Here is a 21,811-nt window from a genome sequence, read left to right as displayed (position 1 = left end):
ATTTTATGTTCAAAAAAGTATTTACCGTATACTGCTTAGCTTTTGCCTGTCTCCTGCTTTTGAGTGGCTGCAGCAGCCAAAAAAACTCGGAAACCGGTAAAAGATTTGCGATTTTAACTTATACTAACAGCGATACATTCAACCGTAATCTGATTAAAGCCATGCAGCAGACCGCTTCACAAAATGGAGCTTCAACCACTGTCTTCAACGCCAATAACTCCAGCGATAAGCAGATTGCGCAGCTAAAAAAGGCCGTTAAGGCTAAATATGACGCTATCCTGATCCGTCCCGTCGAAGCCAATAATGCCCAGGAAATGATTGCTCTAGCCGGCAAAACACCTGTAATTTTTTATAACTCGGAACCGGATGAAGATGTCTTAGTGGCTAATAAAGACATTTATGTCGGACCTGATGAAAAGCAAGCCGGCCAATTGCAGGCTAAATACATCCTGCAAAAATTTGCCCAAAAGCAAACAATCAATGTCGCTATCCTGCAAGGTGCTAGTTCGATTTCATCTAATAAACGGACCAACGCCTTAAAAGACGGCCTTGAAGCTTCTAATAAAAAAATTAATTACGTCTTTGAAGATGACGGCCAATGGGATGAACAAACCGCACAGGATTTAATGTCTGTCTTTTTAAAAACCAAGCAAAAAGTCGACGTTTTAGCCGCTAATAATGATGACATGGCTAATGGCGCCATCAAGGCTTTTCAAAAAGCTAATCATAAATTGCCCATCATTTGCGGCATTGATGCTTCGGCTGTCGGTAAAAAAGATATCAAACAAGGCGTCATGCAGTTTTCAGCCTTGCAAAATGTCAATCGGCAAGGCAAATTGTGCATTAAAGCTGCCACCTTGCTGAGCAATAAACAAAAGGTTGACTCTTTAAAGGGTGCTTCAGCTAGTCAAATATATGTTTTGGACACCTTTACGCCCGTCACAGCGCAAAATGTTGATAATTATTAGTAAAAAAGAAACTTAGTTTAAACTAAGTTTCTTTTTTTAAATTAAATTTCTTAAATAATACTTAAATTTATGCTATAATCCTATCTTAATATTAGATAAATAAGGAGAAGAGATATTTTATCATGAAGGCTAGACGTAAAAAGACTGTTGGACGTCCGATTATGATTATCTTATTGTTGATTGCTTTCATTCCCAGTATTACTTTAGGGATTGCTTCTTTTATGAGCGATACGAATTTGCTGCTGCAAAGAAACCAGCTTTCAAAACAATCCGCTACGGCCAGCATTCAAGCGGCCCGCAATACGCTCAATAAAACGACTACCATGAAATTGGTGACCCTGTCATATGAGCCTTTCTTGCAAACTAAATTTAATTTGTCACAAATTAAACAGGGCATGCAAATTTCTATTTCAGGTAATGACGCGTATACAAATGCAATCTTTGTCCAAAAAGACGGTAAATTTGTATCAACTTCCAAGGTCCGCAACCCTAAAACACTGCGTCAGCAAGAATGGTACAAGCAGGCTTTAAAAAACAACGGCTTAGTCTACTACACCACTCCACATAAGGTTCCAGGCACTAATGACTGGGAAACCACCGCTTCAACCTTGATTAAAAGCGATCAAGGAGAAGTCGGTGTCCTTTGCTACAACGTTTCCTATAAAAATATCGTCCGCGAATTTTCCAAAACCAAGGTCGGCCGGACCGGTAGTTTAACCTTGGTTTCTAATAACGGTTCTGTTATTGAATCCACCGGAGCCAAAGGCTCAACCTATAAAATCGGTCAAAATATTGCTACAAGTCCTGAATTCAAGGCTGTAGCCAAATCGAAACTTTTGCAAGGAACCATCCACTTAAAGGGCAAATCAAAGACCGAAGATATCTACTTTGATAAAGGCGACGATGCCAGTGTTACTTGGGCCATTGCCAAAGTTCAAAAGACTGACTTTAATGTTGAACGCAACTCCATCGCCCGCTTAACAGCGATTATTGGCGTCGTATTAATTATCTTGATTATTGCTACAACCATGATTACCATTGCTTGGATGACATCTGGTATTAACATGTTGAAGAACCGACTTAAAGAAGCTGCCCATGGTAATTTAGCTAAAATCGATACCAAAAAACACCTTAAAGATGCTAATTTCATCCAACGTTTGGCTTCAAACTTCATGCAGCCCGACAAGTATGGTCATGAATTTAACCAAATTTCGTATGAATATAACCAAATGATTACTTCGGTCTCCCAACTCATCGGAACCGTCCAAAATAACGCCGAACGCGTCGATTCCATGGCCGGCTCCCTTTTGGCTTTGTCAAAGCAAACGGATTTGGCTGTTGAAGATGTGGCTCAGACCGTTACCGGCATTGCCGAAGTAACCTCCTCCCAAGCGCAAGAAACGCAGGAAAGTGTTACTCAAGTACAGCACTTATCTGATGTTTTAACCAGTTTAGCTGATAACATGAAAGAAATTGCGCAACGCTCGCGTGAATCCGTTTCTATTAACCAACATAACATGGATACCATGGATAAGGTTAATATGAACTGGAATAGCGAACTTAATTCCATGCGGGATTTGATGCTTAGCGTCCAAAAGATGGCCAACGATCTAGGCGATATCAATAAGATTATCGAAGCTATCAACGGTATTTCCCGGCAAACCAACCTGTTAGCCTTAAATGCTTCGATTGAAGCTGCCAGCGCAGGCGAAGCCGGACGCGGCTTCTCCGTGGTCGCCCAAGAAATCAGGAAGTTAGCGGTCCAAACCAAAGATTCCACAGCTGACATAAAACAGATTATTAATAATATTCAGTCTCAATCAGATGAAATGGTTGAAAAGACCAAAGCTTCCGTTGAAGGCGGTCAAAAGCAGTCTGATTTAATCCGTGAAGCCATTACTTCAACCATTGAAGTTTACACCAAGACCAATGAATTAGAAAAAAATATTGCAGGTGTTAAGAAATCATCTGATGAAGTTGAAAAAATCCAAGCCAACGTTTTGGAAAGCTTGGAAAATATCTCAGCTTCAACCGAAGAAAATGCCGCTGGGACCCAAGAAGTTTCGGCTAATACCGAAGAAGTTTTGGCAACCATGGATGAATTCACGCAAAATATGGCTGACTTAAAAGATGTTTCTGATGAATTAGATAAACAGACAAAACTGTTCAACATTGAAAAATAGATAAACTAAAAGGCTAAAGGGAGAATCCCTTTAGCCTTTTTTGTGGTCTTTACTTTTTTTTAATCTCTTATTAACAATACAATTACATTTTCCTGATAAATTGTAAGTATGAAAAGATTTAAGTTTCCTCTTATTTTATTAGCTTTAAGCGTCATCTTGCCGCTGATTAGCAGCCTTGGTCCAGAAGTAGAATTCGCCAGCCATTTACGCTTTATCCTTATCGGTGAAATCTGCTTTATCGTTTCCCTTATTTGGGGCATAGCTGTGGCGCTGAAGTTTTTATATAACCATTTGCACTGAAAAAGGGCCCAGCTCCAGCCAAACCCTTTTTCAGTGTTTTTTATTTTTGTGCCATTAAAAACTCGTACAGCATTCCTTTTTCAAGGTCTTTAGTATCTATACCCAGGATTTGTGCCATGGCATAACCATAGGCCATCGCCGTGGCTGGTCCGCGACTGGTTAAGATGTGCTTTTGGTGATCAATAACCACGATATCTTCTTTGAAGTGTCCGGCATTAACCTCAGCTTCAATGTCAGCGTTCATCCCCGGATACATCGTATACTGGGTCCCGTCAAGCAACCCGTAGCGGGCAAAGGCTATTGGCGCTGCACACATCGCAGCGTTCCATTTGCCTTGACGCGCACGTTCCACCATCAAAGCTTTTAACTTGGCTGAATCTCTGAGGTTTTGCGCCCCTTTCAAACCTCCCGGAAAAGCAACTAAATCATAATCTAATAAGCTGTCATCCAGCGTTTTATCGGCTGTCAGCATAATCTGGTGTCCGCCTTCAACCTTGAGGTCAAATAACCCCACCATGTCACATTGAACACCTAAACGACGTAAAATATCAACCGGCGTCAAAGCTTCAATTTCTTCACAGCCGGGTGCTAAAACAACAGCAACTTTTTTTGGCATAAGCATCCCTCCAGTTTTATTTTACCCATTCACCTTTCGCTTAGCAAATACAAGCCTCTTTTTGCACTTCAATCAAAATACCGGCATGACTTGAAATACGCGGACCCAAAATACCATCAAAACAAACCCGGCTATATGAGACCTCAGCTTCATCGCTGGTCAAAATATAATCCACTCTTTGCGAAATACCGTGGTCATCCCAACCATTTAAAGACCCCCTTACTGTCATCCCATCCCCCTTGGAAATCGCAGTATGGTACGTATCAGTAAAACACTTACACATTTCGCTATAATGGTGTTCATCGGTTTCGGCATCCACATTAAAATCTCCCAAAACATAAATTGGATCATGCATCAGACGATATTGCTTCAGGGCTAGTTGAAAATTATCCCATTCTTGTTCAAAAATATATGGTGCCTGACCATTAAACGTGGCAGAACACACAACTGTATGGTCTTCATCATGCAGGCTGGCCAGCAAAATTTGACTGGTTTTAAGGTTGATTTTCTTGACTTGATCTAACGTCAAGCGTGAAAAAACAGCCGTGCCGACTTCTAAATCACCTGCTTCACGTACTTTTAACCAGGACCAATTAAACTTAAGTTTCACACGGCTTAAAGCCAGTGACAGCCGGTAAGCAAAGTTATCAGCTTTAACTACGGACAAGTCATCTTCTGCTCGGTTATAACCCTGTTTTACCAGCGTTTTTTTGCCTACTGAAAAATTTAAGCGGCTCTGGTTAACTTCTTGTAACGAAAACACGTCAATTTCTTCTCTGACAATTTGATCAACCAGTTCCTGAATCTGTCTTTCAGGGTTATAATCCAAAAGCGAATGACAGTTAAGTGTCATCATTTTCATAACTCCACCTCTTTTTATAAGCAGTCCCCTTCTATTATAAGTTTTTGTAAGCGTTATCTCAAGCTTTTTTGCTAATAAAAAAGCCAAGGTTCCCCTTGGCTTTAATTAATATTATTGATGCGCTTTTTCCCACGTGGTTTCAAAAAGGTCATAGGAAAAATCAGCTGTAGTCGGTACAACAGCATCAGCCTGGCTTAACTCTTCGGGAGAGCCAACAGCCACAGCCGTCATGCCAGCAGCTTTGATAGCAGCCACACCAGCAACTGCATCTTCAACTCCTACGCAGTCGCTGGGATTAAGTCCCACTGCTTGGGCACCTGCCAAGAAAATATCAGGTGCCGGCTTGCCGTGGGCAACTTTAGCCGGATCAGCGATTGCATCGAACTCAGCAAACAACCCCAGCTTCTTTAAAATAAACGGTGCATTTTTGGAAGCAGAAGCTACCGAAAGCTTCACTCCATGTGCTTTTAATTCTTCAATTAAACGCGTAATCCCTGGCAAGATGTCATCTTTAGTCAAAGTATCAATCGCCTTCAAGTAGTAGCCGTTTTTTTCTTGTGCCAAAGCTTCAACTTCTGCTGGCGTATATTTATCTTCCAAATGGCCAAAAGCTAAAATACGTTCCAAAGATTCAATTCGGCTGATACCTTTAAGCTCCGTTTCAAATGAAGCCGGCAAATCCAAACCCAATTTATCAGCTGCCAGCTGGCTCCAAGCTGCAAAGTGGAATTTAGCTGTATCGGTAATCACGCCGTCTAAATCAAAAATAGCCCCTTTCATCACAAATCCTCCTTTATTTTGCTGTCAGCAACATATCTTCGCCTTTAAGTTTGATGGTTAAATCGTCGCCTTTAAGTAAGGTAATCTTAGTTTCTTCTTGACTAACATCAATTTCTAATAAACGTCCTCGGAAGTTAATTCTGAACTTGTAGCCATCCCATTCCTTAGGTACAAATGGTGCAAAACATAATTTATCATCAATTACCCGCATGCCGGCAAAACCTTGTACGATAGCCAACCAAGAACCAGTCATCGAAGTAATGTGCAAACCATCAACCGTATCGTTGTTGTAGTTGTCAAGGTCAAGCCGTGCTGTACGTGAATACATTTCAAAGGCTTTTTCTTCCTTGTGCAAATCAGCTGCAATAATAGCATGAATTGATGGCGATAAACTTGATTCATGCACTGTCAATGGTTCGTAGAAGTCAAAGTTCTTTTCTTTTTGTTCAGCACTGAATTTATCGATAAAGTAATAGATACCTTGTAAAACATCCGCTTGCTTAATATATGGCGAACGCAAGATATGATCCCATGACCAGTGTTGGTTTAATGGCAGCTGATCTTGTGGCAAATCTTTGACTGGTGTCAAATCCTTATCCAAGAAAGTATCATGTTGGACAAAGATACCTAATTCTTCGTCGTATGGCAAATACATCTTATCTGCAATTTCATGCCATTTAGCTCTTTCAGCATCGGTTAAGTTTAAAGCGCCTAATTTTTCAGCTGAAACTTTAGCAGCAATTTCGTTGGTGTAATTTAAGCACCACTTAGCCAATAAGTTGGTATACCAGTTGTTATTAACGTTGTTTTCGTATTCATTAGGACCAGTAACGCCGTGAATCATATAGAGACCTTTACGCTTGGAGAAATGAACACGATCAGCCCAGAAGCGTGCAATACCAACTAAAACATCAAAACCGTCATTGAGGACATATTCTTGATCGCCCGTGTAGCGGGTATAGTTATAAATTGCATAAGCAATAGTCCCATTACGGTGAATTTCTTCAAAGGTGATTTCCCATTCATTATGGCATTCAATCCCATTGAAAGTTACCATTGGATACAAAGCTCCTGCTAATCCTTGCTGCTGAGCATTGTGGTAAGCTCCTTTTAGCTGTGCATGGCGATATTCCAGCAAGTTGCGTGTAACTTTTTTATCAGCCAAGGCCAGGTACAATGGTACCGCAAAGGCTTCGGTATCCCAGTAAGTAGCACCGCCGTATTTTTCACCCGTAAAGCCTTTTGGTCCGATATTCAAGCGGGCATCGTTGCCATAATAAGTTGAGAAAAGTTGGAACAAGTTGAAGCGAATCCCTTGTTGTGATTCATCATTGCCAAAGATTTTAACATCAGCTTTTTCCCACCGCTTCAGCCAAGCAGCACTTTGCGCTTCCGTTAATTCGGCAAAACTTTGGCCAGCCTGCTTTTTAGTCAAAGCCTCAGCAGCTTGATCCAAAGCTTCCAAGCTGTCATAATCACGGGAAGTTACAATAATAACCCGCTTTTCAAAGCTGACTTTTTGGCCGGCTGCTAGCACACCGCCAAAGTTATTGATAACTTGCTTGTCTGTTTCAACGGGTGCTTTAGCATCAAGGCTCGTGACATGACTAGCCAGCATTTCCGTCGTAAATTGTGGCGTACCGAAGTTGTTAGGAATCGTTTTAGCCACTAATCGACTGGTCTTAGCGTCAGCGGACTTAGCTAAAACATCCCAAAATTTTTCATCATAGTTAGAATCTTCATTGAAGACATCAGCGTCAATTAACGAAGCAATTTGGACATCCACTGATTCTGAACTTAAATTTTCAAGAGTGATTTGACTAGCATATAATTCTTTGATATCAGCACTGACAAAACGGGTGAAGTTCAACCGCACCTTCTTAGCACCACGCTTAACAACGTAAGAACGGTTCAAGAGGCCATGTTGCATATCCAAGGATAATTCAAAGTCTTCAAAACTGTCTTGAGCCATATCAACTGATTGACCATCTAATTTAATGTCGACACTGACAAAATCTACTGCATTGATTACCTTGCCAAAGTATGCTGGATAGCCGTTTTTCCACCAGCCAACCCGTGTCTTGTCTGGGAACCAAACACCACCTAAATAAATACCTTTATGTGTATCGCCGGAATATTTTTCTTCAAACATTCCCCGCATCCCCATATATTCGTTACCGATACTGGTCATACTTTCTTGAAGACGCTTGTCTTCGGGTTTAAATGTATGTGTGATTACTTTCCAAGGATCAATTTCAAAAATCCGCTTCATATCTTTCTTTCCCTTCGTTTATCTTTTTTCTATATCTCGCTTATTATTATAGTTGCAATCGGTTGCATTTGCAAGTGCTTTCTTTTAAAAAAATAACCTTTTTTAAAAGTTTAAAGCCAATTTTTCACCCGGTATCACCGCTACTAGTGCAATCGGTTGAATAAAAGTGCTATTAATAGGCTGAAGGTTTACTTCAGCCTATTTAGTTGATTCACGTTCAACCACCTTATGCGGCACAATTACATAATTGCTATCCAATTTCAATTTATCATCATCCGCATTGATTGCTAACGCCGCTGCTTCTGAACCTAAAAAGCGTGGGAAGATTTCCACCGACGTCAGTGTTGGGTGCATCACTCTGCCTAAAGCCGAATTATTAAATCCCATTAAAGCAATGCTGTCATCAAGGCAGGCACTTTCGCAGGAATAACGAACCTGCAAAGCCAAAATATCATCGCAAGCAATAATAGCATCGATTTCAGGATAAGCCTTGAAATAGTCTTTGATAGCTTTATCGCGCTGTACCTCATTGTTAAAAGCCAAACTCAAGGCAAACGTCTGTCCTTTGTGTGCTTTGACAGCCTTTTTGTAACCTAAGAAACGGTCATTTTGCACGTTTTCATCTAAATCTGTGTAGACATACAAAATATTCTTGCAGCCCTTTTCAAAGAGGTATCCTGCCGCATCATAGCCCGCCTTTTGATTATCATTATCCACATAAAGCATTTCATCTTTATCTTCGTACGGCGTCCCGATAATCACAACTTGCACCTGCTTTTGGGCTTTAACATAGTGCAAAACAGGGTCATTGGCCTTGGAATAAACAAAAACAAAGCGGCTAATATTGCCCCGTTTAATCATCGTTTCAATATTTTTAATCAGTTCTTGGTTGTTTTGCCCTGAGGCGACTGAAACCATATAGTCATGCGCATTACAAATCGCTGCCAAGCCTTGAATAATCTGGATGAAAAAAGGGTTATCCCCAACCGAATCTTCATTGGCGGGTAAAATGACCCCGATAGTATTGGATGACTTATTAGCTAAATTCTGTGCGGCAAAATTTGGTGAATAATCCAATTCAGCCATTGCTGCCCGCACTTTCTTTTTAGTACTTTCGCTAATCAGCGAACTATTGTGCATGGCTCTTGAAGCAGTTGATGGTGAAACCCCTGCTAAACGTGCAACATCTTTAATCGTTGCCATATTCTTACCTCCATCGATTTAGTAAAGCGGTTGCATTGATTTTATGATAAAAGTATATACCTGTTTTTCGCTAAAAATCAAGCCTTTCTAGCTGATTTATCTTTTTTATTGTGTATTTGCACAAAAAAACATTTATATTTTATGCAATTTTTATGCATAACAAAAAAAGGCCAGCTAAAAAACCGGTCTTCAATCTTAATAATCTTATTTATTCTTGATGTAGTTAGTTCCATCAGCCGCTGGTGCCACAGCTTTGCCCAAGAAGATAACCAAAACAATAATGGTAATCAAGTATGGTGCAATTTGGAACCATACTGAATCAACATGGCTGAGCAATGGAATATAAGCACTGGTGATAGATAAACTTTGCGCCAAGCCAAAGAAAACCGCTGCCCCCATGGCACCAATTGGATGCCATTTACCAAAAATCATCGCTGCCAAGGCCATGAAGCCTTGACCTGAAATAGTATTAGTTGAGAAGTTAAGCGTGATTGTCAAAGCCATCACGGCACCACCCATACCGCCTAAGAAGCCTGAAATCAAAACACCCATGTAGCGATACTTGTAAACATTAATCCCTAAAGTATCAGCTGCCACCGGATTTTCACCAACTGATCTTAACCGCAAACCAATGTTGGTCCGGTATAAGAAATACCAGCTGACGATTGAAATTAAAATAGCCAAGTAAGCAATTAAAGAAGTTCTGGTGAATAAAACTTCACCAAAAAACGGAATTTTAGACAAGCCTGGGAAAGTCACTTTATCTAAGCCTTGGCTGATTACAGGTGTTTGTCCTTTGCCGCTATAAAAAATCCGCGTTAAGAACACACACAAACCAGGTGCTAATAAGTTAAGCACTGTCCCGGAAATGATGTGGTCAGCTCTAAAATTAATCGTAGCGACCGCATGCAATAAAGAAAAGAGCAAGCCAAACGCCCCGCCAACTAAAATGGCCAACCAAGGTGTAGCATTTCCGAGGGTTTTATCAAAATCCAAAGTGAAAACAATACTGCTGAAAGCACCGACAACCATCATGCCTTCCAAACCAACGTTAACAATCCCACTGCGTTCAGAGAAAGTTCCGCCTAAAGCTGTAAAAATCAACGGAGCCGCATAAACCAAAGTGGACGAGACAAGTGTCATTAAAAGTGTCGTGAAACTCATTAGTTATTTTCCTCCTTTGATTTATTACTTTTCTTAATAATTCCTTTAGCCAATAAAATTTCAAAGGCATAACGAATGGCTACAAAAAAGATAATTGAAGCCATCACGACATTGACGATTTCGGACGGTGTGGTGGAGAATACTGAAATACTTAAACCACCAATTTGCAAAGCTGAGAATAATAAAGCCGAGAACATCATCCCGATTGGGTTTTCACTTGCCAGCAAAGCCACAGCCATCCCATCAAAACCAACACTTGGCGTTGAATTTGACACCGAAATATTTTGGTAGTTACCAATACCGTCAAGGGCACCGGCAACCCCTGCCAAAAGGCCGGAAATCAGCATCGCTACAATGATTGTCTTCTTAACATCCATCCCAGCATAACGCGAAGCTGAAGGATTTAACCCAACACCGCGGATTTCAAAACCTGATTTGGTCTTATTGAAGTAGAACCAAACGGCAAAAGCGCAGAAAAGCGCAATGAAAAAACCCCAGTGGAAGGTTGAGTTATTGGTTAAATGTTGCAAGAACGCAGTATTTAAGCTGGCTTTGCTTGGAATACTTGGCGAAGAATCAGAACCCTTAGGTGCCAGCCACGCTTTAATCGCATAGTTGACATAGTATAAGGAAATGTAGTTCAGCATAATTGTCGTAATAACTTCGCTCGTACCAAAATAAGCTCTTAAATAGCCGGCAATTCCAGACCAAATTGAACCGCACAAACCGCCCACTAAGATAGCGCCGATAATCAGCACAATCCCTGGCAAAGCTTTAAAGTGGAGCACAAAGACAATGGCACCAAACCAGCCCATTAAATATTGCCCTGGACCGCCAATGTTAAAGAAGCCAGCCTTATCAGCTACCGCAAAGCCTAACCCTGTCAACAACAGTGGGGTCATATTCCGCAATGTTTCACCAATGGAGAAGATATCACCAAAGGCACCTGTAAATAAACTACCATAGTTTTGAATTGGATTATATCCAAAAATAAGCATCAAAATCGCACCCACGATAAAACCGGATAAAACGGCTAAAAGTGGAATGATTATGGCATTTTTATTCTTACCTGTTTCCATTTGTCCTCCTATTTAGCAGCGGTCTTTTTTTGACCGGCCATCATCAAACCTAATTCTTCTGCTGACGTATGGTTTGGATCAATTTCGCCGACAATTTCACCGGCGTGCATTACAACCACACGATCAGACAATTTCAAAATTTCATCTAATTCAAAACTAATCAGCAACACGGCCTTGCCAGCATTGCGTTCGGCGTTAATCTTTTCATGAATATATTCAATCGCACCGACATCGACCCCGCGAGTTGGATTAGCAGCAATCAATAAATCCGGCTGACTGGCAATTTCACGTGCCACAATAACCTTTTGCTGGTTACCGCCTGAAAGTGATCCGACAGCTTCTTTTTCGCTTTGCGAGCGGATATCGAAGTCTTTAACCAATTGCCGGCCATCAGCGTTAATCTTGTTATAGTTCAAAATACCCTGCTTATTATAAGGAGCATGGTAGTAATTCTTCAAAACCAAATTTTCCGCAATGGTCATCGGCAAAATCAAACCTACTGTTTGCCGATCTTCAGGAATATAAGCTACTTTAGCTTCCGTGATTTCCCGCACGCTGTGGTTAGCATATTCCTTACCATTAACTTTTACAGAACCTGACTTAATTTTGCGCAAGCCCGTTAAAGCATCGATCAATTCGCTTTGTCCGTTGCCATCAACCCCGGCTACACCGACAATTTCACCGGTGTGCACCGTTAAATTAAGGTTCTTAACAGCAGCTAAACCGTCCTTTTCAACATTCAAACCACTGACCTCTAAGACAGTCTTGGTTTGATCAACCGGCTCTTTATCGACCGTTGTCCGCACCTTGCGTCCCACCATCATTTCAGCCATTTTTTCTTCGGCAACATCTGCTACCATCACGTCATCAATCACCTTGCCGGCCCGGATAATAATGCAGCGGTCAGCAGCTTCTTTGATTTCTTTTAACTTGTGCGTAATGAAAATAATTGATTTATTTTCAGCAGCTAAAGTACGGAAAATTTTCATCAATTGTTCAATTTCTTGCGGGGTCAAAGCAGCTGTAGGTTCATCAAAAATGAAGACATTGGCCTTACGGTATAAAGCTTTCATGATTTCAACACGCTGTTGCATCCCCACTGTGATATCAGCAACTTTAGCTTTCAAGTTGATATCCAAATGATATTTTTCAGCCAAAGCTGTAATGTCTTTTTCAGCTTGCTTGTAATCAATGCGGCCTTGTTTCAAAGGTTCGTCACCTAAAATGATATTTTCAAGCACACTGAAAGCTGGGATTAACATGAAGTGCTGGTGCACCATCCCAATCCCCAGATTCTTAGCATCACGGGGACTATCCATTTCAACTTCTTTGCCATCAATTAAAATTTGACCGGCAGTTGGCTTCAGCAAGCCCGAAAGCATGCCCATCAAAGTTGATTTACCGGCACCATTTTCACCTAAAAGTGCCAAAATTTCACCTTGGTGCAAAGTTAATGAGATATCATCGTTAGCCTTAAAATTACCAAATTGCTTGGTGATATGTCTCATTTCAACGACATCTTTAGCCATATTATCCTCCTAAAATATATAACTGCATATTTATAAAAAAGGTGAAGCATTAGCTCTGGCTAACACTTCACCTGACCGTCCTGATTAAGAAACGGTGTGGGCTTACTTTGCTTTAACAGTAATTTCGCCCTTGATAATCTTTTGTTGATATTGTTGAACTGCTTTAGCAGCTTCTGAAGACATGTTATCGTTTACCAAACTTACACCCTTGCTCTTAAGATCATAAGTAACCGTCTTGCCGCCTGGGAACTTGTTCTTCATAGCCTTGTTGGCAATATCTTGAACTGCGTTGCCGACTTCCTTAACAGCGGATGCTAAAGTGACGTTACCACCCTTATATGCACCATCAGCCTTTTGGTCTTGGTCAACACCGATAACCCATACTTTCTTGCCATTCTTAGCTAAACTCTTAGCAGCTGTGAAAGCACCGGCACCGGAACCACCAGCAGCGTGGAAGATAACATCTTCGCCATTGTTGTACATAGCTGAAGCCATTGATTGGCCAAGGTCAGCTTTACTGAAGGAACCAACATATTTAATGTCAACTTTGATGTTAGGGTTTACGGCATGCACACCTTGAACGAAACCTTTTTCAAAGGATGTAATAACTTCACTCTTAACCCCGCCTAAGAAACCAACTTTATTAGTCTTAGTAGTCTTAGCAGCTGCAACACCTGCTAAGAATGATGATTGTTCAGCCTTGAAAGTTACTGAAGCAATGTTCTTACCCTTAACAACATCATCAATGATAACAAAGTTTGTCTTAGGGTTTTGCTTAGCCGCCTTCGTGATAGCCGGAGCAACCTTGTAACCTGTACCAATGATTGTCTTGTAATGAGCCTTAATCAACTTGTTGATGTTTGGTGTAAAGTCAGCATCTGAATTTGATTGAGCGTAATTGTAACCATTAACACCCTTCTTCAAATTGTGTTCTTTACCCCAAGCTTTAAGACCTTCCCATGAAGATTGGTTAAATGACTTATCATCAATACTACCACCGTCAGTAACCATCGCAACTGTATGCGTAGTACCTTTGGAGCTAGAACTGTTGCCATTGCCACAACCTACAAGGACAGTACCGACCATCAATGTTGCTGCGATTGTTGCAGCGATTTTTTTGCTAGTGTGCATTTTTAATACATCCTCCAGAACAGTATAATCAATTTACATTTCAAGTATACATTATTTTCAGCCAAAATCAATATGTTTTGCAAATATTTTTCACTTAACGTTCGCATTTAATAGGCTTTAAATCCAGCCATTTTCATGATAAAATGCCAATATAATGCGGAAAAACGGCAAGTAAAAGGTTTTACTAAAACGTAAACATTCTTAAACATTCCTTAATCGTTCGTTTTTTATCTATTTTAGGAGGTTTTTATTTTGTCAAAAAAAATCTATTTCAGTCACGATGGTGGTGTCGATGATTTAATTTCATTATTTTTACTTTTACAAATGAAAGAAATTTCACTAGCCGGTGTCAGCGTCATGGGAGCCGACAGCTATTTACAACCAGCCGGCGCGGCCAGCCGCAAAATTATCGACCGGTTCGGTGTGCCAAATCAGCTGACCGTTGCCTACTCAAATGCTAAAACCGCCCACCCCTTCCCTAAGGAATGGCGTCTTGATGCTTACAGCGAAAATGCTCTGCCTATTTTAAATGAGACCGGTAAAATCACCTGCCAAAAGGCTAGTCTGCCCGCTGATGAAGATTTAATCCAAAAATTAAGAGACGCCAAAGAACCGTTAACCCTCTTATTCACCGGTCCTTTGTCCGATCTTGCCAGCGCTTTGGTTAAAGCACCCGACATCGAACCAAAGATTAAGGAGTTGTATTGGATGGGCGGCACCTTCCTTAAAAGAGGCAACGTGATGGAACCTGATAGTGACGGCAGTCAGGAATGGAATGCCTTTTGGGATCCTGAAGCTGTCAAAACCGTCTTTGATTCGCAGCTTAAAATAACGATGGTGGCCTTGGAAAGTACTAATAAAGTTCCTTTGACCAATGAAGTACGCTTAACTTGGGCGCAAAATAGACGCTATCCGGGACTTGATTTTATCGGCAACAGCTACGCCTTTGTGCCGGAATTATCCCTTTTTGAAACCAATTCGACCTATTTTCTGTGGGACGTTTTAACAACCTGCCTCTTAGCAGATCCAAGCTTAGGCCAGACCAAGGAAGTTTTTTGCGACGTATCAACGGCTTACCCTAGTGCAGGCAAAACTTATTTAACGCCTGAAGGACGCCCCGTATCCTTAGTTTATGATGTCAACCGGGAGCAATTCTTTGATCTGATTTTAAAATTAGGCAAAAAAGCCAAATAAAAAAGCAGGAGTCACTCCTGCTTTTTTTATTTACGCAAAATTCTTAAACTGTTCAGCACGGCTAAACAGGTAACCCCCACGTCGGCAAAAACTGCCTGCCACATATCAGCTAAACCCAAAGCTCCTAAAATTAAGCAAATAACTTTAACACCTAAAGCGAAACTGATATTTTCCCAAACAATCTGCTTAGTTTTCTGCGAAATTTTAAAGGCCTTGACAATGCTTAAGGGGTCATCCGACATCAGCACAATATCAGCTGCTTCTACCGCCGCATCTGAACCTAACGCTCCCATCGCAATGCCTACATCACTTTGCGCCAACACCGGCGTATCATTTAAGCCATCGCCGACAAAGGCCAGCTTTTCTTTTTGACCCAATTTCGCTTTTAACTTTTGGACTTCTTTGACTTTATCTTGCGGTAAAAGTTCTGCCTTAACTTCATCCATGCCCAATTCATCCGCTACAGCTAAGCCTACTTGGCGGTTATCACCCGTCAGCATTATCAAATTAGCGCCGGCTTCTTTTAAAGCATGCATGGTCTGTTTGGTCGTTGGTTTAAGGACGTCAGCTACTTCAAGGCTGCCCAAATACCGCTCTTTGGTTGCTAAATGAACCAAAGTTTCCGTTTGAGGTTTAGGCAATAAGACATCTGCTCCCATAACCTCTTCGATGAGCCGCTGACTACCGCAGTAAAGCTTTTGGCCCTGATAAACAGCGCTAACCCCTTTGCCGACTAACTCTTCAATCTCGGCGGTTTCAATATTTCCTGGGTAATATTGGCAAATTGATTTGGCAATCGGATGAGGCGACTTTTGTTCGCAAATGGCCGCTAATTTAACCAGTTCAGCGGCTGTCATCCCACCTTGCGGCATAACTTTAACCACTTCAAATTCACCCTTGGTTAAAGTCCCCGTCTTATCAAAGACAAATGTTTTCACTTGATTTAAAGCTTCCAAGTAATCGCCGCCCTTGACCAAAACACCAGCTTTTGACGCTGCCCCGATACCGCTAAAGAAACTCAAAGGAATCGACAGCACCAAAGCACAAGGACAAGAAATAACTAAAAAGACTAAAGCACGATAAAGCCAGGTTTGAAAATCAAACTGGAATAATAAAGGCGGCAAAACGGCTAGCAAAACGGCCGCAGCTACCACCAACGGTGTATATATCTGGGCGAATTTAGTAATAAATTTTTCTGTCGGTGCTTTTTTATCCCCAGCATCTTCTACCATCTGTAAAATTTTAACGACAGTTGATTCATGGAAGCTTTTTTCGACCTTGATATCTAAAGGCGCATTTTGACAAATCATACCGCTCAAAACCTGGTCGCCGCTGGTTACTGCCAAAGGCTTGCTTTCGCCCGTTAAAGCTGCGGTGTTTAAATAAGCCTTCCCCGAAACGACCACCCCGTCCAAAGGAATCTTTTCACCAGGTGCAACTTCGATGATGTCGCCCACTTTGACTTCTTGGGGCGCAACTGCCGGTCCATTTTTTAACTTAGCCGTATCCGGTCTGATATCTAACAGACTTTTTATTGATTGTCTGGAATCACTGACCGCCATGTCTTCGAAAAAGTCGCCTATTTGATAAAATAACATCACAAAAACGGCTTCGGGATATTGTTTGATACTGATGGCACCAAGGGTAGCGATAATCATCAGCGTGTGCTCATCAAAAAATGAACCTTTTTTGATATTTTCATAAGCTTCTTTAAAGACATCCTGACTTGCAATGACATAGGCTGCTAAATAAAAATATAAAACTAAACTATCTACACCAAAGCCGGTCAATAATTTTGCCCCTAACAGCAGGAGCGCTACCAAAGCTAAAAGCGCTACTTTTTGTTTATCTTCTGCTGTTCGTTTATTCCACCAATTTTTCATCTTTAGCGCCACCTTAGTTAACTATATTGATATATGAACATATGCTCATATTTTTCACAGTATATTATAGCATGCTGCCCTTTTTTTAACAAGCTCCCCGTTAAAAATACCCATTACTTTATAAAACATGCTAAAATAACACTTAAGGTGAAAATTATGTCAGAAAAAAAGAAACCAATACTCCCAACCCCAGCTGACACAGAAAAATGTGTCCAAATTTTTAAGGCTTTCGGCAATGAAACCCGGTACAAAATTCTCTATTTACTATCAGAACAAGGATTAGCCGTCAATGATATTGTCGAAGCTATCGGCATTTCCCAATCGGCGGTCTCCCACCAGCTCAAACTTTTGCGGCAAACCGGACTCGTTATCAGTAAAAGGGACGGTCAACGGGTCTTATATTATTTAGCCGATCAGCATGTCATGATGATTTTTGAAGCTGTCAAAGAACATATCAATGAAGACTAAAAAACGCAAAGCTCTCAAAGCTTTGCGTTTTTTTTAGGCGTCTTCCCAAACTTTTTTAGCAGTATCTCTGACCAAAGTTAATTTAGCCCATTGTTCTTCTTCGGAAATCAAGTTGCCTTCTTCGGTTGAAGCAAACCCGCACTGCGTGGATAAAGCTAAATTTTCCAAAGGCACATAGGTGCTGGCTTCCTTAATCCGCTCAATTAACACCTTTTGGTCTTCTAATTCTGGTGTCTTTGAAGTAACTAAGCCTAAAATAATCCGGACTTGCGGGCGGTTATTGAAAATATCCTTCAAGGGTGCAAAACCACCGGAACGTTCATTATCATATTCCAAGAAAAAGCCGTCATAGTTTAATTGTCCTAAATATGAAGCCACAGCTTCATAACCGCCGGAGAAAAGATAAGTCGACTTAAAATTACCCCGGCAAACATGGGTCGTCACCGTTAAATCGGCTGGTTTATCCTGTAAAACCATATTGATGACTTTAACACAATCTTGCGCCATTTTTTCGTATTCGGCGTGAGCCTTAGGATCGTCTTTGGTTTCGTTGAGCTTGCTGATTAAAAATCCCCAAGTAGTGTCATCCATTTGCAAATAACGACAGCCTAAATCATAAAAATGCCGGATTGTCTGCTGGTAAGCTTTAGCTAAATCAAGCAGGTATTCATCCCAACTATTATAAAAATCCAAGGCTAAATCGCTGCGGTTGTCCCGAAAAAGCATGGATGGTGAAGGAATGGTCTGCTTTGCCAAAACACCTTCTGGGACAATGGACTGTAGATATTTAAAAAAGCCAAAGAAGGGATGGTCAGGATTATAGGCAATTTTACCGGCTAAACTAACGTTATCGGTCCGCGTCTTAGAGCCATGAAATTTATAGCTCTCGTGATAATCATATTTTTTGGTGCCTTTCAGTCCCCACAAAAAATCTAAATGCCACCAGCTGCGGGAAAATTCACCATCGGTAACGTCATGAAAACCTAGGTTTACCTGCTGGTTGACAATCCGCTTAATTTCTTGTTGGGAAATGTCCAAAGCCTCCGTGCGGTCTTTGGTGCCGGCTTGAACTTCATGCCAAATCTTTTTCAAAGCATCAGGTCTTTTCAAAGAACCAACCATATCATATCTAAAAGGTGCTTTTGTCATTCCAATTCCCCCAATCAAAAAAGCCCGTCCCAGCCTAAGGACGGGTCTTTTAGTGTAATTATTTATTTGTGCGTAAAATAGCTTGGTAGAGAGTCACAAGTGCTTTACGGTTGCCGGCATGGCCGAATTGTGCCACTTTATTGTCGCTGGAATTGTCCCATTTAATAAAGTCATGTTCATCTTCCCAGCAGTTAACAAGTACAAATTCATAATCATGCTTTTCAGATTGCAAAAAGGCAAACTGCTTTAAGCCTAAAGGACGAACATCATCACTGTCCCAAGAATCAAGGATAGACTGCATGACCTTTTGCTGGTCTGTATCTAACGTTAAATAGCGTAATTCCAACCAAGGACATTGTTCAAAATCTTTAAAGCTAAAGGTGCGCATCACCTTGTAATCCAAACCTGATTGGAAAACAGCGGCTTCATCGGAAGCATCAACCAACAAAAATTTGTGGTGATCCGCAGCTGCTTGAAATTTAGCAAAATGCTTAGCTGGATATTTTTCACATATCATATCTAAGGTCTTTTCCGGTCCCAAGGCGAGACGAACTTCATGTAAAGCCATAAAAACTCCTCCTTTGTCATTATAAGTTCACTATAGCACTTAAAAATAACCTTTCCTAGCGAAAAAAAATGACCTTTTTTTGACTTCAAACAAAAACCAGCGAAGAAGGCTGAGTATCCCGCTACCCGGACAATCAAATCCCGGTGCTTTTCAGGGTGTTTTTGAGCATCAATCAGGGTTTCGCGGTCCACAATGTTGTATTGAACATGATACCCATGCAGCCGGTTAAAGAAGGTTCTGAGCAAGGCCACTAACTTGAGGCAGTTTTCATCAGTTCTAAGCACTTGCGGCGACATCTTTTGATTAAGCAAAACCCCTCCCGTAATATCTTTGGTCTTAAGCTTCGAGACACTCTTGAAGACGGCAGTCGGACCATTAACATCCATCGAATGTTCCGGTGAACAGCCTTCAGCCAAGGTGTTGTGGCCTTGACCAACATTAGCTGAAATCGATGATGTTCCCGCATATCGCAAGCCGCCAATTGGTCCGCGACCGTAACGTGTGTTTTTATATTTGGCAATTTCATCAATATATGGCTGATAAGCATCCACCAACAATTGATCGACATAATCATCATCGTTACCGTATTTCGGTGCTTCATTTAACAAAAGCTCGCGAATCGCTTGGCCTTTTTGACCGGCAAAATTATTTTGCAAAGCATCCCACAATTCCTTAGTGGTCAATTTCTTTTCTTCAAAGACTAATTTCTTAATTGCCGCCAATGAATCGGCCAAGTTGGCAATTCCGACCTGCAAGCCGCTGATAAAGTCATAAATAGCGCCACCTTCTTTGATGGTCTTGCCACGCCCAATACAATCATCAGTCAACGTTGAGCATAAAATATCAGGATATCCTTGTTCCAAAGCCAAGTCGCAGCTATTTTCAATAATGACACTTTGTCTGGTCATCTCCCGCAAAGACTTATCCCAAGCATCAAAGAGTTGCTGGTAAGAAGTCATTTCAGTAAATTTACCATAATTTGGCAGCAATTTCTTGCCTGATTCAGGATCAACCCCGCCATTCATCACAATCAGCAGTGTTCGTGGGAAGTTAATAAAGCTCATCCCAGTGCAACGGTACCCCCACTTTCCGGGAATGGCTGTTTCCACACAGCCAATAGCACTGTAATTATAGGCATCTTCTTTTTTAACACCCCGGGCAATAAATGAAGGAATAATAATCTCATCATTATTGAAAGCCGGCATCCCTAAGCCTTGCTTAATGACCCTAATACATTCCAGCATAAAGTCATCGCTGATATTTTTATGGTATCTCACCGTCAAATTAGGCTGTGGCAAGTGAGCTTGGACGATAGCCCGCAAAACATTGTAGGAGGTCGCATTGACAGCATCCTTGCCCTCAGGGGTTTGGCCGCCGATGGTGATATTTTGATATAAAGGACTTCCAGCGGAAAATTCCGTATGGGCCCAAGAACGAATCTTATTGATAGTCAAGGTCTTCATGCACAGGTTGGTCAAAAGTTCTACCGCACCATCACGCGTAATCCGTCCTTCCTTAAGATCACGTTCATAATAAGGGTTCAAATATTGGTCTAAACGGCCATAGGAAACAGAGTGCCCATTGGATTCAATTTGTAAAATCAAGTGGGTAAACCACACTGCCTGCACAGCTTCTCTGAAAGTTTCCGCTGGTTCGTAAGGCACCTTACGCATAATCCGCGCAATTTCAAGCAGGTTTTCCTTTTGGGCACCGGTTGCGCGCGCTGCTTTTTGAGCAGCTAAATCAGCATACCGTAAAGCAAAATTTTTCACCGCCTGAATTACAATTAAACTAGCCCGGTAGAAATAGGATTTCTTTTGCTGGTCAATATCCGTTAAGTCAAGCTGCGATAGCTTTTCTTCAACTCGCTTTTCAAAAGACTTCAAGCCATATTTAATCACTTTTTCATAGTTGACGGCAATATGACCATCGCCGGAGGTAATGTTGCCGTCAGCGCCGATAATGCCTAAATCGTAAAAAACACGACTTTCCGGCGGGAAGGCTGCATAGCCACGATCTTCCAGCGTATTATTTTTCCAAAATGGCGCAATTTCGCGCAATTTTTGCTTAGTTTCTTCCGTAATGTAGAAGACATCGCCAGGGCGTTTTTCGAATTCATCTAATTCATCAATTACCCAGTTCATGGAATATTCCGGATAAATAGGGGCCCAGCGGTTTTGTTGGGCTTGGTTGCCGACAATTAACGTATCATCTTCAATATAAATCGACATGTTGGCCAAAATATGCTCTAAAACATGGGCTCTTAGCAAGTCAAGCTGTTCAGCCTGATATTTTTTGTATGCTTCCGTCGTTAACACGGCTCTCTCAGGATCAACGTATGGTTTGGCAACAATAATACTATCACGGTACCGTTCCATCCGTGGAGTTAATTTACCGAAGTGTTGTTGTGTTTTGGTTAAAATTTCCGTTGCCATGAAAAACGCCCTTTCTTTGTTTCGAAA

General features: G+C 41.3%; 17 protein-coding genes. 4 read left to right on the top strand and 13 right to left on the bottom strand.

Features of this window, described 5'->3' with window-relative positions; all coding sequences use genetic code 11:
* The first annotated feature begins 5 nt into the window (after positions 1-5).
* The gene (locus BMX26_RS00995; protein WP_075529611.1) at positions 6-968 is read left to right on the top strand and encodes a sugar ABC transporter substrate-binding protein; all 963 of its coding nucleotides are present in this window, start codon (positions 6-8) and stop codon (positions 966-968) included.
* Positions 969-1,090: 122 nt separating this feature from the next.
* Positions 1,091-3,151: a methyl-accepting chemotaxis protein gene (locus BMX26_RS00990; RefSeq protein WP_075529610.1), complete on the top strand. Its 2,061-nt coding sequence runs from the start codon at positions 1,091-1,093 to the stop codon at positions 3,149-3,151.
* Between the two features lie 340 nt (positions 3,152-3,491).
* Here the strand turns inward: BMX26_RS00990 and BMX26_RS00980 are convergent, their stop codons facing one another.
* The 9 genes from BMX26_RS00980 to BMX26_RS00940 form a co-directional block, all read right to left on the bottom strand.
* A complete protein-coding gene (locus BMX26_RS00980) occupies positions 3,492-4,067 on the bottom strand; it encodes a DJ-1 family glyoxalase III (protein WP_075529608.1) in 576 nt (191 codons plus the stop codon).
* 40 nt (positions 4,068-4,107) lie between these two features.
* Complete coding sequence (locus tag BMX26_RS00975) at positions 4,108-4,929, bottom strand: endonuclease/exonuclease/phosphatase family protein (RefSeq protein ID WP_075529607.1); 822 nt, start codon at positions 4,927-4,929, stop codon at positions 4,108-4,110.
* 111 nt (positions 4,930-5,040) lie between these two features.
* Positions 5,041-5,709, bottom strand: a complete 669-nt coding sequence (pgmB, locus tag BMX26_RS00970; RefSeq protein WP_075529606.1) for a beta-phosphoglucomutase — start codon at positions 5,707-5,709, stop codon at positions 5,041-5,043.
* A 13-nt stretch (positions 5,710-5,722) separates the two neighbouring features.
* Positions 5,723-7,981 (bottom strand): glycoside hydrolase family 65 protein, encoded by a 2,259-nt coding sequence (locus BMX26_RS00965; RefSeq protein ID WP_075529605.1) that lies wholly within the window; start codon positions 7,979-7,981, stop codon positions 5,723-5,725.
* Positions 7,982-8,179: 198 nt separating this feature from the next.
* On the bottom strand, positions 8,180-9,184 hold the full coding sequence (locus tag BMX26_RS00960; protein WP_075529604.1) for a LacI family DNA-binding transcriptional regulator: 1,005 nt from the start codon (positions 9,182-9,184) through the stop codon (positions 8,180-8,182).
* Positions 9,185-9,388: 204 nt separating this feature from the next.
* Positions 9,389-10,348 carry an ABC transporter permease gene (locus BMX26_RS00955; RefSeq protein WP_075529603.1) on the bottom strand — a complete coding sequence of 320 codons (960 nt, stop codon included), beginning with the start codon at positions 10,346-10,348 and terminating at the stop codon, positions 9,389-9,391.
* Positions 10,348-11,427 carry an ABC transporter permease gene (locus BMX26_RS00950; protein WP_075529602.1) on the bottom strand — a complete coding sequence of 360 codons (1,080 nt, stop codon included), beginning with the start codon at positions 11,425-11,427 and terminating at the stop codon, positions 10,348-10,350. Before BMX26_RS00950 ends, BMX26_RS00955 begins: the two co-directional genes overlap by 1 nt.
* A gap of 8 nt (positions 11,428-11,435) precedes the next feature.
* Positions 11,436-12,956, bottom strand: a complete 1,521-nt coding sequence (locus BMX26_RS00945) for an ABC transporter ATP-binding protein (RefSeq protein WP_075529601.1) — start codon at positions 12,954-12,956, stop codon at positions 11,436-11,438.
* Positions 12,957-13,058: 102 nt separating this feature from the next.
* Complete coding sequence (locus BMX26_RS00940) at positions 13,059-14,087, bottom strand: BMP family lipoprotein (protein WP_075529600.1); 1,029 nt, start codon at positions 14,085-14,087, stop codon at positions 13,059-13,061.
* A 252-nt stretch (positions 14,088-14,339) separates the two neighbouring features.
* On the opposite strand from BMX26_RS00940, the gene BMX26_RS00935 reads away from it, so the two are divergent.
* On the top strand, positions 14,340-15,281 hold the full coding sequence (locus tag BMX26_RS00935; protein ID WP_075529599.1) for a nucleoside hydrolase: 942 nt from the start codon (positions 14,340-14,342) through the stop codon (positions 15,279-15,281).
* Positions 15,282-15,307: 26 nt separating this feature from the next.
* On the opposite strand, the gene BMX26_RS00930 is transcribed toward BMX26_RS00935, so the two are convergent.
* Positions 15,308-17,164 carry a heavy metal translocating P-type ATPase gene (locus BMX26_RS00930; RefSeq protein ID WP_075529598.1) on the bottom strand — a complete coding sequence of 619 codons (1,857 nt, stop codon included), beginning with the start codon at positions 17,162-17,164 and terminating at the stop codon, positions 15,308-15,310.
* A 156-nt stretch (positions 17,165-17,320) separates the two neighbouring features.
* Here BMX26_RS00930 and BMX26_RS00925 point away from each other — a divergent pair, with 156 nt between their 5' ends.
* The gene (locus BMX26_RS00925; protein ID WP_075529597.1) at positions 17,321-17,632 is read left to right on the top strand and encodes an ArsR/SmtB family transcription factor; all 312 of its coding nucleotides are present in this window, start codon (positions 17,321-17,323) and stop codon (positions 17,630-17,632) included.
* 33 nt (positions 17,633-17,665) lie between these two features.
* Here BMX26_RS00925 and BMX26_RS00920 read toward each other — a convergent pair whose 3' ends face one another.
* Genes BMX26_RS00920 through BMX26_RS00910 form a run of 3 tightly spaced genes read right to left on the bottom strand, consistent with a single transcriptional unit; the run spans position 17,666 to position 21,784 of the window.
* Positions 17,666-18,781: a vitamin B12 independent methionine synthase gene (locus tag BMX26_RS00920; protein WP_075529596.1), complete on the bottom strand. Its 1,116-nt coding sequence runs from the start codon at positions 18,779-18,781 to the stop codon at positions 17,666-17,668.
* Positions 18,782-18,839: 58 nt separating this feature from the next.
* Complete coding sequence (locus BMX26_RS00915; protein ID WP_075529595.1) at positions 18,840-19,349, bottom strand: hypothetical protein; 510 nt, start codon at positions 19,347-19,349, stop codon at positions 18,840-18,842.
* Entirely contained in the window at positions 19,301-21,784 is a 2,484-nt protein-coding gene (locus tag BMX26_RS00910; RefSeq protein WP_082272415.1) for a glycyl radical protein, read from the bottom strand. The genes BMX26_RS00915 and BMX26_RS00910 overlap by 49 nt, the downstream gene beginning before the upstream one ends.
* Positions 21,785-21,811 lie beyond the last annotated feature (27 nt).

Origin of the sequence: Ligilactobacillus sp. WC1T17 (assembly GCA_900110005.1) — a bacterium.
In the GTDB taxonomy this organism is placed as follows: Bacteria; Bacillota; Bacilli; order Lactobacillales; family Lactobacillaceae; genus Ligilactobacillus; species Ligilactobacillus ruminis_A.
The sequence above is the reverse complement of the archived record's forward strand: the minus strand, read 5'-3'. Positions and strand labels throughout refer to the sequence as shown.